The organism is Streptosporangium oxazolinicum (genome assembly GCF_039537505.1).
GTDB classification, from domain to species: domain Bacteria; phylum Actinomycetota; class Actinomycetes; order Streptosporangiales; family Streptosporangiaceae; genus Streptosporangium; species Streptosporangium oxazolinicum.
Window position 1 is genome coordinate 309,408 of sequence record NZ_BAABAQ010000012.1, and the last position, 14,244, is coordinate 323,651.

Sequence of the window (14,244 nt, forward strand, 5' to 3'; positions counted from 1 at the left end):
TTTCCACTCGGCACAAGCTCCTCACCTGGGGAAACGCACCACGGGGTAGTTGGCTGGACAATCTTCTTCACTGACCGGGGGGTCAAGATGCGCAGTTCTATTTCTGCATGTACAAAAATACCGACAATTCGGTAAGCCCTGCCACATAGGCCGAACGGCCTCCTCGAAGATTTTCGGGCTCGCCCCGCGAGCGCCACGCTCTTTATCTTCCGAGAAGGGCACATGAACCATCCCCACATAGCAATCACCGGCGGCGCCGGTTTCCTCGGGTCCTATCTGTGTGAACGCCTCCTCGGGGAGGGGTACCACGTCACCTGCGTGGACAACTTCTCCACGGGATCGATGACCAACGTCGAGCACCTCATGCCCCACACCGGATTCCGGATGCTCCGCGCCGACGTGTCCCTGCACCTCACGGTGCCCGGGGATCTGGACGCGATCCTTCATTTCGCCTCCCCCGCCTCTCCCACCGACTACCTGCGGCTACCGATCGACACCCTGCGCGTCGGTTCCAACGGGACGTTCAACGCGCTGGAACTGGCCAAGGAGAAACGGGCGCGGTTCCTGCTCGCCTCGACCTCCGAGGCCTACGGCGACCCGCTGGTCCACCCGCAGCCCGAGGGATACTGGGGCAACGTCAACCCGATCGGGCCGCGGGGAGTGTACGACGAGGCGAAACGCTTCGCGGAGGCGCTGACGATGGCCTACCGGCGTGCCGGTGACGTCGACACGGCGATCGTGCGGATCTTCAACACTTTCGGCCCGCGGATGCGTCCCTTCGACGGCAGGGCCATCCCCACCTTCATCCGGCAGGCGCTCCTCGGCGAGCCCGTCACCGTCGCCGGAGACGGCAGCCAGACCAGGTCGATCTGCTACGTGGACGACCTGATCGACGGGATCGTCCGCATGCTCAACTCCAACCTCGAAGGACCGATCAACCTCGGCAATCCGCACGAGATCTCGATGCTGGAGCTCGCCGAGTGGATCAAACGGCTCACCCGCTCGTCCTCCGAGATCGACTTCGTCCCGCGTCCACAGGACGATCCCTCGGTGCGGTGCCCCGACATCACGCTGGCCCGCACCCGGCTGGGCTGGGCTCCCCGCGTCCCCATCGAGGAGGGCCTGGAACGGACCGTGGAGTGGTTCCGCGCCCACCCGGGCCTGTGGGACGACAAGGCGCCCGCCGACGGGACGGCACCCGGGCGGCGCGGGTGGGGGCGCCCGGGTGCCGGACCGCTGGCGACCTCGGCCACGGCGGCCCAGTAGGGGGTGCGATGAAATCGGGAGCCCTCGCCGCGCGCGACGACGACTACGCCGACCTCTTCCGGCAGGACGCGTCCCAGCCGCACTGGGCGTACGACTACGCCGACCGGCTGGCCAGGCGGCATCCGCCGGAGCGGCGCATCCTGATCCAGACCAGCATGTCGCCGAGCGGGCCGTTCCACGTCGGGAACTTCCGGGACACCGCGATCGCCCACCTGGTGCACCGCGCGCTGCGGCGGATGGGCCGCCGGTCGGCGATCCTGCTGAGCTTCGACGACTTCGACCCGATCCGCGCCGGCCAGGCCGCGAGACAGCCGGAACTGGCCGGGTACGCCGCGCGTCCGCTGGGCGCGGTCCCGGCGCGGTCCACCGCCATCTGCCGCCGCTACATCGCCGAGCTGAAGCGGGCCGGTATCTGCCCCTCCGAGGCGGACCTCGACGGCCGCACCCCGCCCGGCTCGCACTGGCAGACCCACTACCAGCACGAACGGTACCTCGCGGGCACCTACGCCCGCCTGCAGGGGCGCTACCAGCGGCACGCGGGGAAACTCGCCAGGCTGCTCGGGGCGAAGGCGCCGGAGAGCCTGTTCAGCGTCTACTGCGAGCAGTGCGGCCGCGGCACCACCGCGATCCTCGACCTCGGCCCGGCGCGGGTGCGCTACGCCTGCCGGTCCTGCGGCGCGATCGCGGTGACCGGGAACATCGGCGTCGTCAAGCCGTCGTGGGCGCTGGACTGGACGCTGCGGGTCACCCACGAGCGGATCGACTGCGAGCCCGCCGGGCAGGACCACTGCAGCGCGGGCAGCACGATGGACCGCACCCGGGTGATCTACCGGCGGTTCCTCGGCTCCCGCCAGCCGGTCATCGTGCCCTACGGGCTGGTCCGCCAGTTCGGCGACCGGGGCAAGGTCTCGGGCTCGCGCGGCGGCGGCATCACGCTCGGCGACCTGCTCCCGATCATGCCTCCGGCCATGATCCTCTGGCTGTACGGCAGGACCAACTGCAAGGCCGACTTCCGGATCAGCACCGAACGCGCCGGATTCCTGGCGAGCTACGCGGCGTACGACGCGTTCCTCGACGCGGTGCGTGCCGGTGATCGGCGCGCGCGCGTGCTCCACGAGCTCACCACCGACGCGGAGGTGCCCGCTCCGGCGCCGCGAATGCGAACCGTGCTCGGTCTGCTGCACGGCCTGTGCTACGACGCCGACCTCGTCGCCGCCGCGCTGGGGGGCACCCCCGAGGCCCATGAGCGCGCGCGGTACGCGCGGGCGTGGCTGGCGGCCCACGGCCGCCGCTGGATCGACGCCGAGCGGGACGTCGTCCCGGACGCCGCCGGGCTGATCGCGGGCGGGGACCTGCCGGAACGGTGGTCCCGCGACTCGTACCGGACGCTTAGCCTGACGTTGTTCGGCACGGACGACGGCCCGCCGCTAAGGCGGCTGGAGCAGGTCTTCGGCCGGGAGGCGATCGTGGCCGCGATCCGCGCCTACGCCGACCGCGGCGAGCGTCCCCTGCGCGAGCGGGTTCTCGCCCGGTCACGGTCGGGTGATCCCGGTGCACGTTGAGATCGTCGATCCGACGACCGAGCCGGTACCCGCCGACTGGGAGATCTTCCGCAAGCAGGAGAGGCTCGCCGCCGCCTGGCAGGCCGACGCCCTCACCGCGTACGCCTGGTGCGCCCAGCGCCCGGTCCGCCTCGCCGTGGTCCGCGACGGCGGGCAGGTGGCGGGCGTGTTCCTCGGTGACGTGGGCGGCCTGCCCGCTCGTCGCGGCGACTACGCGCGGCCCGGGTCGCTGCCCCTGGCCGGATGGTTCGACTGCCGGTTGCCGCTCGGGTTCAACCCCGGCTTCGCCTTCGCGTCGAGGCTCGACCAGGTGGAGCGCCGGGCCGTGCTGAAGGCGTTCGAGGGGGCGACGCGGCGCCGGTTGGGCCGGCACTGCCTGGGCATCGTGTACCGGCAGGTCTGCGCCGGCGAGCTGCCGCTGGTGGCGGGCCGGTTCCGCCCCCGGGTGGCCACCGCGCCGAACACCCTGCTGGTCAATCGCTGGTCCGACCTTGAGGAGTACTTCGCCGGACTGCCACGCGGCCGGCGGCAGCGGTTCCGCCGGATCCACGCCGAGGCCGCGGAGACGACCGAGCCGCTGCACGCCGTCGGCACCGTGGACCCGGCCCAGGCCAGCAGGCTGGCGCACCTCACCGACCTGAAGCACGGCGGCGGCAGGCCCCCCATCCCGCTGGGCTACTTCAGCCGTCTCAACGGCGAGAGCGGGGTGTGCTACTTCGGGCACCGCGAAGGGGACCGGCTGCTCTCCTTCGACCTCGCCTTCGACACGGGCGACCGGCTGATCACCACGGTCACCGGCTCCCTGGACATCCGGGACGGCGGCCGCCGCGACCTCTACTTCGATCTCTACCTGCAGGAGATCGACCACATGATCCGGGAAGGCCGGAACGGGATCGAGTTCGGCAAGGGAATGGCCGAGCTCAAGCAGCGGTTCGGCTGCGACCTCATACCGCAGACCCTCGTGGTCGCCCCATGGTGACCCGCGGAAAGGACAGGACGATGGAGTTCGACGAGGCGCTCACCCGGCATCTCAAGGCGATCGACGAGCGGGACGTGGACGGTTATCTGGACACCGTCCACCGGGACGCGACACTGATCCTTCCCAACGGCACGCTGCTCACCGGCAAGGACGAGATCGCGAGGTTCCACCGCGAGTGGTTCGCCGACCAGGACTGGTCGATGAGCTCGGAGACCGTCCGCGTCAACGAGTCCGGGGACTCGGCCTTCGCCCTGCTCGCCGTCGCCTACGACGACGTCGACCCCGAGGGCACCCCGTACCGGAAGACCTACCACCTCACGCTGATCTTCACCCGGAGCGACGGGCGCTGGCTGCTCGTCCACGACCAGAACACCTTCAACTGACCGGACGGCGAGGCGCGACGGGGAACGACGGGGGACGGGGCATGTTCGGGGAATCGCGCGGTTACTCGCGGCACGCCGGTGAGCGGGCCTATCGGGCCGCGGTGGCGAGGGCCTTCGCGACCGTACCCCACTACCGGGAGATGTGGGCCGACGCCAGGACCGTCCTGGACGATCCCGCTCCCCTGCCCGCGTCCGACCTGGACGACCTGCTGCCCACGCTGTACCCCTTCGCCGCCCCGCACCTTCCACGTGGGGACGTGGTGCCGTGGCTCGGCGAGCCCGGCGAGCTGTACGACGCGCTGCGGCTCACCGGGGTCCACCGGAGCGACCGCCCGCTGTTCGAGGTGCGGACGGCGTTGCTGGACTGGCGGCGGCTGGGGCCCCGGCGTGGCCGCTACGCGGTGCTGCTCTGCGCGAACGCCGAGACGGCCGACCCGGGGCTGCGCTCCGCCGGGATACGGGCGTTCCACGACGCCCGCGAGCCGGGACTGCTCGGCGACCCCGGCCAGGTCGAGGAGCTCCGCGGGGACCACACCGGGGACGTGCGCGTGTTCCTGCGCCGGTCCCTCGACTCCCTCGACTCCCTCGGCCTCCCCGGCGAGCAGGGCGAGCAGGCCGTACCTCCCGGGAGTGGACCCCGCGGGCGTGACGCGGGCGCGGGCGAGCCGTGGGGGCGTGACCGGGACGGCGGCCGACCGGCCGAGGTGCTGTGGGACGCCCGCCTCGGCTATCTCGGGGCCCGGCACCGCGAGTGCGGCCGGGTCCACACGAACTGGCGGCGCGTCCACGTCCGGCCACACGCCTCGGGACCGCTGTTCACCGCGCTGCGCCGCACCCGTCCCACGCTCGTGAACATCGTCCCGCCGGGCACCGCCGGTCTGGTGCCCGGACTCTGCCCCCGGCACGGCACACCTGTGCTGGTCGCCCGCGGGGAGACCTGACGTCCCGTCCGGAGCCGGTGACCCGGCCTCGGACGCGACCCGCCAGATGAAGATCGTGAAAGTGCCGGTCCCCTCCGGGGCCGCGCCTTTCGCCGAAGAGACACCGTGAAACCGAAGCACCGTGAAACCGAAGAAAGGCGCCCAGGACACCATGGCGAACTCCACCCTGAAAGAGCAGACCGACCAGCGTATCCGCGAGCACATCGAGACCCGGTACGCCGACGGCAAGGTCGTGCGCAAGCTCTCCCAGCACTACCGGCGGGAGGGATACGTGAAGCTCCAGGGGCTGGTCCCCGACGATCTGTTCCAGGAGGTCTCCCAGGAGGTGCACCGTCTCCTCGACGAGCACGGCCAGCGGATCGACATCCACCTCAAGGAGACCGGCAACACGCCCCGGTACATGACCACCATCAGCCAGCAGGCGATCGCCAAGGGCAGCGAGCTCATCCCCGCCGTCTACGAGTCGCGGGCCCTGATGGACTTCCTCTCCAGGCTCGCCTCGCAGCCGGTGCTGGAGTGCCCGTGGGACGAGGAGAAGTACATCGCCATCCGCCAGCACAAGAAGGGGGACACCCACGGCTGGCACTGGGGCGACTTCAGCTTCACGGTCATCTGGATCATCGAGGCGCCGGACGCGAAGTACGGCGGCCAGCTCCAGTGCGTCCCGCACACCGACTGGGACAAGAACGACCCGCAGGTCGAGGAGTACCTGGTGGAGCACCCGATCAAGACCTACGGGCACGTCACCGGCGACCTCTACTTCCTGCGGTCGGACACGACCCTGCACCGGACGATCCCCCTCAACGCCGACCACACGCGCATCATCCTCAACACGTGCTGGGGAAGTGAGTCGGACCAGAAGAAGGAAGCGACCCACGAGACCATGAACGCGATGTTCGACTGACGAGACCCCTCCGCCGAACATGTCGCCGACGCACATGGCGGCCGCGGCTGCGAGCGCGGAGAGCGCTCGCATGCCGCGGCCCGGCATCACCGCCATGATCCCCTGTTACAACGAGGCCGCCTGCGTCGAGCAGGCGTACCGCGAGATACGGGCCGAGCTGCTCCAGTACGACGACGTCGAGATCCTGTTCGTCGACGACGGCAGCACCGACGGCACCCTGGAGGCGATCAAGTCCTTCGCCGCCGAGGATCCGCTGGTCAAGTACATCTCCTTCGCGCGCAACTTCGGGCTGGAGGCCGCCTTCTCCGCGGGTTTCAAGTACGCCTCCAAGCCGTGGACGGTGCAGTTCGACGCCGACCTGCAGTCGCCGCCCGAGGAGATGCACCGCCTGGTCCGTAAGGCGCTGGAAGGGTACGACGTGGTCTTCGCGGTCCGGGAGAACCGCCAGGACCCGTGGTACCGCCGCCTCGGCACCTGGGGACATCAGATGATCGCGCGCAGGTGGCTCGGGATCGAGATCCCGCAGGGCGCCTCGGTGTTCCGGATCGCCCGAACCTGCGTGGCGCGCAAGGTGGTCGACAGCCGTCTGTCCACCCCCTACTTCTCCGCCACCGCTCCGCTGCTCGGTGCGCGGTACACCACCCTGCCCACCTCGCACCGGCCCCGGCTGGCCGGCGAGGGCAAGTGGAACCTGCGCAAGCTCGCCGGACACGCCATCGAACTCTTCGTCGGCTTCTCCTTCCGGCCACTGATCTGGCTCTACGCGCTGGCCGCGACGATGCTGGCGGTCGGCGTCCTGCTTCTCGAACTCTTCTGGGTGGGCTTCGCCGGGCACGACGCGCTGGCCACGGCCGGACTCGCCACCAGCCTGATCACGCTGCTCGTCGTGGTCGTGGTGGCCCGCTATCTCGTACGGGTCATGCGGGTGCAGGCGATCGGGATGCCGCGCTACCAGATCCGCGAGGCCAACATCGTCGTCCGCGCCGACGAGGCCCTCTACGGCCAGGAGACGCCCTACCTCACCGCCGACATCTGGGAGGACGTCCGTTGAGCGTCAGGAACATCATCGTGCTCGGCGGGGGCGAGGACCAGATCCCCGCCTACCGCGAGGCCCGGCGGCTCGGCTACCACGTGATCGGGGTGGACCAGCGGCCGGACGCGCTGGGCGCCGCGGAGGCCGACCGATTCCTCTGCATGACCAGCAGGGACCCCGCGGCCATCGCGGCGACGCTCGGGCCCATCGACGTCGCGGCGGTGATCTCACCGGCCAGCGACGCCGCCCAGGAGTCCGTCGCCGAGCTGAGCAGGATCTACGGCACGGCGCACCAGCCGTCCCCCGGCGCGCTGCGCTGCTCGGTCGACAAGGGGTTCTTCCGCGCGCTGGTCGCCCGGCTCGGCCTGCCGACCTGCGAGTACGCGCAGGGCGGCGACACCGAGACGCTGCTGGCCGCCACCGCCCGGATGCGCTACCCGCTGATCGTCAAGCCCACCGACTCCTCGGGCAGCAAGGGCATCACGGCCATCGGCTCCCCGGTGGACCTGCGGGGCGCGATCGAGCACGCCTGGAAGTACTCCTTCTCGCACCAGGTGATCATCGAGGAGCTCGTGTCCGGCAGGCACTGCTCGGCGGAGTGCTTCTTCGCCGACGGCGAGCTGGGCTTCATGGCGGTGACCGACCGCACGATCACCGGCCCGCCGGAGATGATCAGCCTCGCCCACGTGGTACCGGCCGACCTCGACCCGTCCGTCCACGCGCGGCTCCGGGAGGCGATCGTCCTGCTCTGCGCGGAGGCCGGGCACGAGCGCGGCCCGGTCAACGTGGACTTCGTGCTGACGCCCGAGGGCGACATCCACTTCATCGAGATGGGCGCCAGGCTCGGGGGCAACGGCATGCCGCTGATGGTGCGGCACGCGTTCGGGCTGAACACGGTCGAGGCGGCGATCCGGCTGGCGCTGGGCGAGCCGCTGGAGATCGCCGTCCCGTTCCGGCGCACCGCCATGCTGCAGATCCTCACCTCGGAGACCGACGGCGTGCTCAGGGACGTGGTCGGCATGGACGCGCTGCTGCGGATCCCCGAGGTGGCGGACGTCCAGGTGTTCAAGTCGCCCGGCGACCGGGTGCACGCCTACAGGCAGGCCGCGCACAAGCTCGGCTACCTGATGGTGGTCGCCGACACCCGGGAGGCTCTGCGGCGGGCCCGGGACACGGCGCTGCAAACCCTGCGGTTCGTGATCGAGAACGATGAGAAAGGATCAGAATGATCCCCCCCAAGCACCGCAGATTCGCGATCTTCGCCTCGCTGGCGGTGATCGCCGCGGCGATCGTCTGGTTCGGCCTGCCACACGACCGTGAGGTGAAGTCGCTCTGGCTCTTCCTGTTCAAACTGGTCCCGTTCGTGATGGCCGCGGAGGCGGTAGCGGCGCTCGACGTGGAGTGGGCCAAGCGGATGCGGCTCCCGCTCATCCTCATCCCGCCGACCTTCCTCCTCTACTTCCTGTACTTCGTGCCGAAGATCTTCTTCTTCGGGGGGGCCAACTCCGAGGACCCGACCTCCTTCGGCAACCTCTACTACCACGTCCTCACGCTGACACCCATGATCATCCTGGCGCTGGCGCTGGCCTACCGGCTCGGCGGGGGCACGGCCGCGACCGTGCGCAGGCTCTCCTACGGGATGCTGCTGCTGATGCTCTCCGGCCTGGAGGACCTCGCCTTCCTCACGGTCAACGACCACACCGACCCGGCCTACGCCACGATTCCCGAGGTGTGGGAGTGGGCCTCGCACATCACGGTCTTCATCGGCCACCCTCCGACCAAGATCGAGGCCTACGTGTTCATCGTCGTGCACGTGATACTGGCGCTCCTGGTCTTCCTCTCCCCGCAGCGCTGGTGGGAGGCCCTGGTCCGCTCGCCGCGCTCCCGGGCGAACGGCCCGGACGCCACCGCTTCCGCCGCTCCCGGGATTTCCGAGACTCCCGAGGCTTCCAAGTCTTCCAAGTCTTCCAAGGCTCCTGAGGCTTCCGAGGCGGATACCGCCCACGCGGACAGTTCCCCCGCGAACAAGGGATGACCGGTGTTCCTCCGCGAGGCCTGCTACATCCCGATCACCGTCGCCAGGCAGTACGGCAGCCCCTCCGGCCTGCGGCGGCGGCAGCTGCGTGAGCTGAACCGGATGATCGAGTACGCCGGGACCCGTGTCCCGTACTACCGGGACGACCCCCGCTACTCCCGCGCGCCGCTCACCGCCCTCGCCGACCTGTCCGGCCTGCCGGTGCTCGACAAGGAGGTGCTGCGCGAGCGGCCACTGGAGAACCTGCTCGCCGACGGGGTCGACCCGGCGAGGTGCAGGTCCTTCCAGACCAGCGGCAGCACCGGCCGCCGGGTGCGGATCCTGCACGACGAGGCCGCCCACGACTACCACGGCGCCGCCCTGGTCCGCCGGTTCCTGGCCACCGGGCGCTACCTGCCGACCGACAGGCTCACCCACATCCGGCCGTTCGCCCCGCCCGGCCGGATCTTCGAGCGCGTCAACCTGTTCCGCAGGCACGTGATCCTGTCGCACCGCCCGATGGCGGAGATCAAGGCCGAACTGCTGGCCAACCGGCCCAAGGTCCTGATCGGCTACCCGGTTCACCTGCGCGCGCTGCTGCGCGCCCTCACCGCCGCCGAGCTGACCCGGCTGAGACGGACCCTGCGGATCGTGATGACCGAGTCCGAACTCCTGCTCCCCGAGCATCGGGCGATGTTCGCCGAGGAGTTCGGCGCGCCGGTGTTCGACGAGTACTCCGCGTTCGAGGTGCTCAACGTCGCCTACGACTGCACGCACGGCAGGGCGCACCTGAGCGAGGACCGCGTCTACTGCGAGATCGTCGACGACCGGGGACGGGCCCTCCCCGCGGGCGAGGAGGGCCACGTCGTGGTCACCTCGTTCCTGGAGCGGGCCATGCCGCTCATCCGCTACAACCTCGGGGACATCGGCCTGATCGAGCCCGGCCGGTGCGGATGCGGGCGCAGGTTCCGCGTCCTGCGGCTGACCAAGGCGCGCAGCAACGACTTCGTCACCCTTCCCACCGGGGAGCGGCTCTATCCCGACGCGTTCCTGCACCTGGCCGCCACCCACCCGGGGATCAGCGAGTGCTTCGTCCACCAGGAGGCCACCGGACTGGTCCGCCTGCACGTGGTTCCCGGCGCGGACGTTCCCGGCACGGACGTTCCCGGCGAGGCCGGGCTCTTCGAGAGCGTACGGGCCAGGCTCTTCGAGCTGGCCCGGGGCGACTTCCCGCTCGAGGTGGTGACGGCCGAGTCCGTGAAGATCACACCGGGCGGCAAGGGGAAGTTCGTCACCTCCGACTACGGAGACGCTCCCGGATGACGGGCACCGGAACGACCGGTCGCGGGGTGAGCGCCAGGAACCTGTTCACCGTCGCCCCGAAGGTCATGGCGTCGCTCGTCGGCGCGCGCATGGGCTACCGGGGAACCATCGTGCTCGCCAACATCGCCCTGGCGGGCGCGTGGGGTTCCACCGGCTACGCCGGTTACGCCGCGGCCATGGGCGGGGCGGCGTTCCTCCTCCCGATCTCCTCCCTCGGGATCGAGAAGTGCGCGCTGAAGCTGATCCCGCGGGCCCGCCACACCGTCAACCGGCTGATCGGGATCTTCGTCGCGCTCGCCGCCGCGCTGCTGCTGGCCTCGCTCGCCGTCCTGGCCGTGCTGCTCCTGGGCCGTGACGACGCGCTCCTGCCGGGCCTGGCCGGGCTGTGGGCGATCTGCGCGGGGGGCAACCAGGTGCTGGTCGGCCTGAGCCGCGCCGTCGACCGGCCGGGCAGGGACGTGGCCAACCATCTCGTCCTGGCTGTGGTACTGGCCGGGCTGACAGTGGCCGGGATGACAGGCACCCCGCCCGCCACGTTCCTGGCCCTGTACGTGCTCACCCTGATCGTGCTCAACGTGGCGCTGCTGGCCGGGTTGCGGCCCGACTTCACCGGGCTGCGCCGCAGGACGCTGGTCCGCGCCTCGGTCGGCACCTCGGCGCTCATGGCGGTCGCCGACGTGGTGGGCGGCGTCTCGGTCAGCCTGCTGTTCCTGGCCCTGTCCGTGACGGGTGCCCAGGACGAGAGCGGCGGGCTCTACCTGGCCGTCGTCGCCTCCTCGGTCCTCCTGAACGCCTTCGCCTACCTGCTGCGCATCCTGCAGCCGCAGGTGTCCCGCGAGCTGCACCAGCGCGACCTGACCTCGATGCTCGGCACGCTCGCCCGCTGGCTGCGACTGCTGGTGCTCGCCGGGGTGCCCTACCTGGCGGTCACCCTGGGCGCCTCGCTCCTGCTGCTCAGGGACCTGGGCGGGCCCGGCGTCCTCGTCCTGTACGCGGCCTGCGTGCCGATCCTCTTCGCGATGGGCAGCGTCAACTACCTGATGGAGAACGCCACCCCGGAGGCACTCCGGACGACCGCGTACGGGGCCGCCGTCTCCCTCGTCGCCATGGGGGCGCTCGCCTTCGCCATCGTGCCCTGGGCGGGCGCGCTCGGCGCGGTGACCGTACTCGGCTGCGGCGAACTCGTCCACGCGGCCGTCGTCCTGCGCCGGCTCACCCCCGGACGGTCACAACCCCAACCCACACCAGGAGTGTGACCATGCATCCGGAAACGCCGCTCGAGGAGACGGAACAGCGGCTCATGCCCGCGCCCGCGCGAGGTGTCGCGGTCGCCGTCGGCCTGACCGCGGCGGCCGTGCTGCTGCTCGTCGTCACCGGGCTCTCCGTGTCGCCGTCCACGGCCCACCAGGCGACCGCGGACGCGGCGCACGCCTCGTCCCCGATCCAGCTGGCGGCAAGGCTCTTCCTCGCGATCGCCGTGATCGGCGGCCTGGCCTCGCTCGGCGGCGTGCTGGCCAGGCGCGTCGGCCAGCCTCCGGTGATCGGCGAGATCATGGCCGGCCTGGTCCTCGGGCCGTCCGTGCTCGGGTCGCTCGCCCCGGGCGTGGTGTCCGCCGTCCTGCCGGCCACGATCCTGCCGCACCTGAACCTCATCGCCCAGGCCAGTCTCGCGCTGTTCATGTTCACCGTGGGCACCGAGTTCGACCACGGCGTGCTCGGCCGCCAGCGGGGGGTCATCGGAGCGGCGAGCCAGGCGATGATGGTCGTCCCGTTCGCCCTCGGCGTGGTCGCCGCGCTGCCGCTGTTCGACATGTTCGCGGGCGACTCGGTCGGGCTCGTCCCGTTCGCCGTCTTCGTCGGCACCGCGCTGAGCGTCACGGCGTTCCCCGTACTCGCCCGGATCGTCCAGGAGACCGGGCTGGGCGGCACCCGGCTCGGGTCGCTCGCCATGATCTGCGCGGCCGTCGCCGACGTGCTCGCCTGGTGCGCGCTGGCCGTGGTGCTCGCCATCCTCCGCGCGGAGGGCGCGTCCGGCGTGGTGGTCGCGCTCTCGCTCACCGCCGCCCTGTGCGCGGTGCTCCTCCTGGTGGTGCGACCGGCGTTGCGAACCCTCGCGCTGCGGTACGCGCACGTGAGACTGCCCGCTCCCGTCTGCCTCGGCCTGGTGCTCGGCCTCGTCTTCGCGCTGGCCTCGATCACCGACCTGATCGGCGTTCACGCGATCTTCGGCGGTTTCCTCGCCGGTATCGTGCTGCCGCGCGAAGCGAGAGCGCTGGGCACCATGCCGGCCCGCCTGGGCACGTTCAACCAGGTACTGCTGCTCCCGGTCTTCTTCGCCTCGATCGGCCTCCAGGTGGACGTCCGGTTCGCCGTCACCCATCCCGGGGTGCTGCTGGGCGGCGCGCTGCTGCTGGTGGTCGCGATCCTCGGCAAGCTCGGCAGCGCGTGGCTGGTGACCCTGGCCGGAGGCATGCCCCCCAGGCTCGCCCTCGGCCTCGGGGTGCTGATGAACGCCCGCGGCATCACCGAGATCGTCGTGCTCAGCTCGGGCCTCAGCATCGGCGTCATCAACGGCAACGCGTTCACCGTACTGGTGATCATGGCGCTCGTCACCACCGTCATGACCGTTCCCAGCCTCCGCCTGCTCGGCCTCACCCGGCTGGCGGCAGGGCGACCTCCCACCTCGGAACGCCAGGTCATCGCGACCGGCGGAAAGGAACTCCCGCTATGACGATCACTTCCCTGGTTACCGGCGGCGCCGGGTTCATCGGCTCGCACGTCGCGGCCGAGTTGCTGCGCGCGGGTCACCGGGTCGTCGTCCTCGACGACCTCTCCGGCGGCGACACGGCCAACGTGCCGGACGGCGCGCACTTCGTCGCCGGGAGCGTCTGTGACGCCGGGCTGGTCGACTCGCTGTTCGCGGAGTGGCGGTTCACCTACGTGTTCCACCTGGCCGCCTACGCCGCGGAGGGGCTGAGTCACTTCATCAAGCGGTACAACTACACCAACAACGTGATCGGCAGCGTCAATCTCATCAACGCCTCGGTCAACGCGGGGACCGTGCGGTGCTTCGTCTTCACCTCCTCGATCGCGGTCTACGGCGACGCCGAGCCGCCGATGAGCGAGGACCTCACCCCCCTGCCGATCGACTCGTACGGCATCGCCAAGTACGCCGTCGAGCAGGAGCTCAAGGTCAGCCATGAGATCTTCGACCTGCCGTACATCATCTTCCGCCCGCACAACGTGTACGGCGAACGGCAGAACATCGGCGACCGCTACCGCAACGTCATCGGTATCTTCATGAACCAGATCCTGCGCGGGGAGTCCTGCACGATCTTCGGGGACGGCGAGCAGACGCGCGCGTTCAGCTACATCGACGACGTGGCGCTGCCCATCGCCCGTTCCGTGGACAACCCGCGGGCGTACGGCCAGACCTTCAACATCGGCGGCGACACGCCCTACACCGTCAACGAGCTCGCGACCACGGTGGCCGCGGCCATGGACGCGCCCCTGCGCGTGGACCACCTTCCCGCGCGCCACGAGGTCGTGCACGCGTACTCCTCCCACGAGAAGGCGCGGGACCTCCTCGGGGTCGGTGCCGGCTCGGTGCCGCTCACGGAGGGGCTGGCCAGAATGGCCGCCTGGGCCCGGAAGCAGGGACCGCAGGAGCCCTCCGTGTTCGACGGGATCGAGGTCGACAAGAACATGCCGCCGTCGTGGCGGGCCGTGTCCAGGATCCGCTGACGACGGTCTCCTCCCCCTCGGCGCCGGAGCGGCTTCACGACCTGGCCCACCCGGACAAGGCGGACAGCGGGGAATGTCGGAGCGGCTTCACGACT

Annotated in this window: 13 protein-coding genes; all 13 read left to right on the plus strand. The window is 70.6% G+C overall.

Translation table 11 applies throughout. From position 1 onward, the window contains the following. Positions 1–222 precede the first annotated feature (222 nt). The 13 genes from ABD817_RS29420 (at position 223) to ABD817_RS29480 (ending at position 14,149) form a co-directional block, all read left to right on the plus strand. Complete coding sequence (locus tag ABD817_RS29420; protein ID WP_344921454.1) at positions 223–1,266, plus strand: UDP-glucuronic acid decarboxylase family protein; 1,044 nt, start codon at positions 223–225, stop codon at positions 1,264–1,266. 8 nt (positions 1,267–1,274) lie between these two features. Beyond that, positions 1,275–2,828 carry a nucleotidyl transferase family protein gene (locus tag ABD817_RS29425; RefSeq protein WP_344921455.1) on the plus strand — a complete coding sequence of 518 codons (1,554 nt, stop codon included), beginning with the start codon at positions 1,275–1,277 and terminating at the stop codon, positions 2,826–2,828. Continuing rightward, positions 2,818–3,807 (plus strand): hypothetical protein, encoded by a 990-nt coding sequence (locus ABD817_RS29430; RefSeq protein ID WP_344921456.1) that lies wholly within the window; start codon positions 2,818–2,820, stop codon positions 3,805–3,807. Before ABD817_RS29425 ends, ABD817_RS29430 begins: the two co-directional genes overlap by 11 nt. A 20-nt stretch (positions 3,808–3,827) precedes the next feature. Next, the gene (locus ABD817_RS29435; RefSeq protein ID WP_344921457.1) at positions 3,828–4,190 is read left to right on the plus strand and encodes a YybH family protein; all 363 of its coding nucleotides are present in this window, start codon (positions 3,828–3,830) and stop codon (positions 4,188–4,190) included. A gap of 41 nt (positions 4,191–4,231) precedes the next feature. Then, positions 4,232–5,131: a hypothetical protein gene (locus ABD817_RS29440; protein ID WP_344921458.1), complete on the plus strand. Its 900-nt coding sequence runs from the start codon at positions 4,232–4,234 to the stop codon at positions 5,129–5,131. A gap of 121 nt (positions 5,132–5,252) precedes the next feature. Continuing rightward, a complete protein-coding gene (locus ABD817_RS29445; RefSeq protein ID WP_344921459.1) occupies positions 5,253–6,035 on the plus strand; it encodes a HalD/BesD family halogenase in 783 nt (260 codons plus the stop codon). 70 nt (positions 6,036–6,105) lie between these two features. After that, positions 6,106–7,086, plus strand: coding sequence for a glycosyltransferase family 2 protein (locus ABD817_RS29450; RefSeq protein ID WP_344921460.1), 981 nt, complete (start codon positions 6,106–6,108; stop codon positions 7,084–7,086). Next, positions 7,083–8,297, plus strand: coding sequence for an ATP-grasp domain-containing protein (locus ABD817_RS29455; RefSeq protein WP_344921461.1), 1,215 nt, complete (start codon positions 7,083–7,085; stop codon positions 8,295–8,297). Before ABD817_RS29450 ends, ABD817_RS29455 begins: the two co-directional genes overlap by 4 nt. Then, the gene (locus tag ABD817_RS29460) at positions 8,294–9,103 is read left to right on the plus strand and encodes a hypothetical protein (RefSeq protein WP_344921462.1); all 810 of its coding nucleotides are present in this window, start codon (positions 8,294–8,296) and stop codon (positions 9,101–9,103) included. Before ABD817_RS29455 ends, ABD817_RS29460 begins: the two co-directional genes overlap by 4 nt. Positions 9,104–9,106: 3 nt before the next feature. Next, a complete protein-coding gene (locus tag ABD817_RS29465) occupies positions 9,107–10,405 on the plus strand; it encodes a phenylacetate--CoA ligase family protein (RefSeq protein ID WP_344921463.1) in 1,299 nt (432 codons plus the stop codon). Further along, entirely contained in the window at positions 10,402–11,661 is a 1,260-nt protein-coding gene (locus ABD817_RS29470; protein ID WP_344921464.1) for a hypothetical protein, read from the plus strand. Before ABD817_RS29465 ends, ABD817_RS29470 begins: the two co-directional genes overlap by 4 nt. Positions 11,662–11,663: 2 nt before the next feature. Next, a complete protein-coding gene (locus ABD817_RS29475) occupies positions 11,664–13,136 on the plus strand; it encodes a cation:proton antiporter (protein WP_344921465.1) in 1,473 nt (490 codons plus the stop codon). Next, a complete protein-coding gene (locus ABD817_RS29480) occupies positions 13,133–14,149 on the plus strand; it encodes an NAD-dependent epimerase/dehydratase family protein (RefSeq protein ID WP_344921466.1) in 1,017 nt (338 codons plus the stop codon). Before ABD817_RS29475 ends, ABD817_RS29480 begins: the two co-directional genes overlap by 4 nt. The last annotated feature ends 95 nt before the right edge of the window (positions 14,150–14,244 follow it).

Excerpts from the sequence above, each read along its gene's own strand:
- ABD817_RS29435 (WP_344921457.1), top strand. The coding sequence starts at position 3,828 with ATGGAGTTCGACGAGGCGCTCACCCGGCATCTCAAGGCGATCGACGAG.
- ABD817_RS29420 (WP_344921454.1), top strand. The coding sequence starts at position 223 with ATGAACCATCCCCACATAGCAATCACCGGCGGCGCCGGTTTCCTCGGG.
- ABD817_RS29460 (WP_344921462.1), top strand. The coding sequence starts at position 8,294 with ATGATCCCCCCCAAGCACCGCAGATTCGCGATCTTCGCCTCGCTGGCG.
- ABD817_RS29425 (WP_344921455.1), top strand. The coding sequence starts at position 1,275 with ATGAAATCGGGAGCCCTCGCCGCGCGCGACGACGACTACGCCGACCTC.
- ABD817_RS29475 (WP_344921465.1), top strand. The coding sequence starts at position 11,664 with ATGCATCCGGAAACGCCGCTCGAGGAGACGGAACAGCGGCTCATGCCC.
- ABD817_RS29450 (WP_344921460.1), top strand. The coding sequence starts at position 6,106 with ATGCCGCGGCCCGGCATCACCGCCATGATCCCCTGTTACAACGAGGCC.
- ABD817_RS29480 (WP_344921466.1), top strand. The coding sequence starts at position 13,133 with ATGACGATCACTTCCCTGGTTACCGGCGGCGCCGGGTTCATCGGCTCG.
- ABD817_RS29470 (WP_344921464.1), top strand. The coding sequence starts at position 10,402 with ATGACGGGCACCGGAACGACCGGTCGCGGGGTGAGCGCCAGGAACCTG.
- ABD817_RS29440 (WP_344921458.1), top strand. The coding sequence starts at position 4,232 with ATGTTCGGGGAATCGCGCGGTTACTCGCGGCACGCCGGTGAGCGGGCC.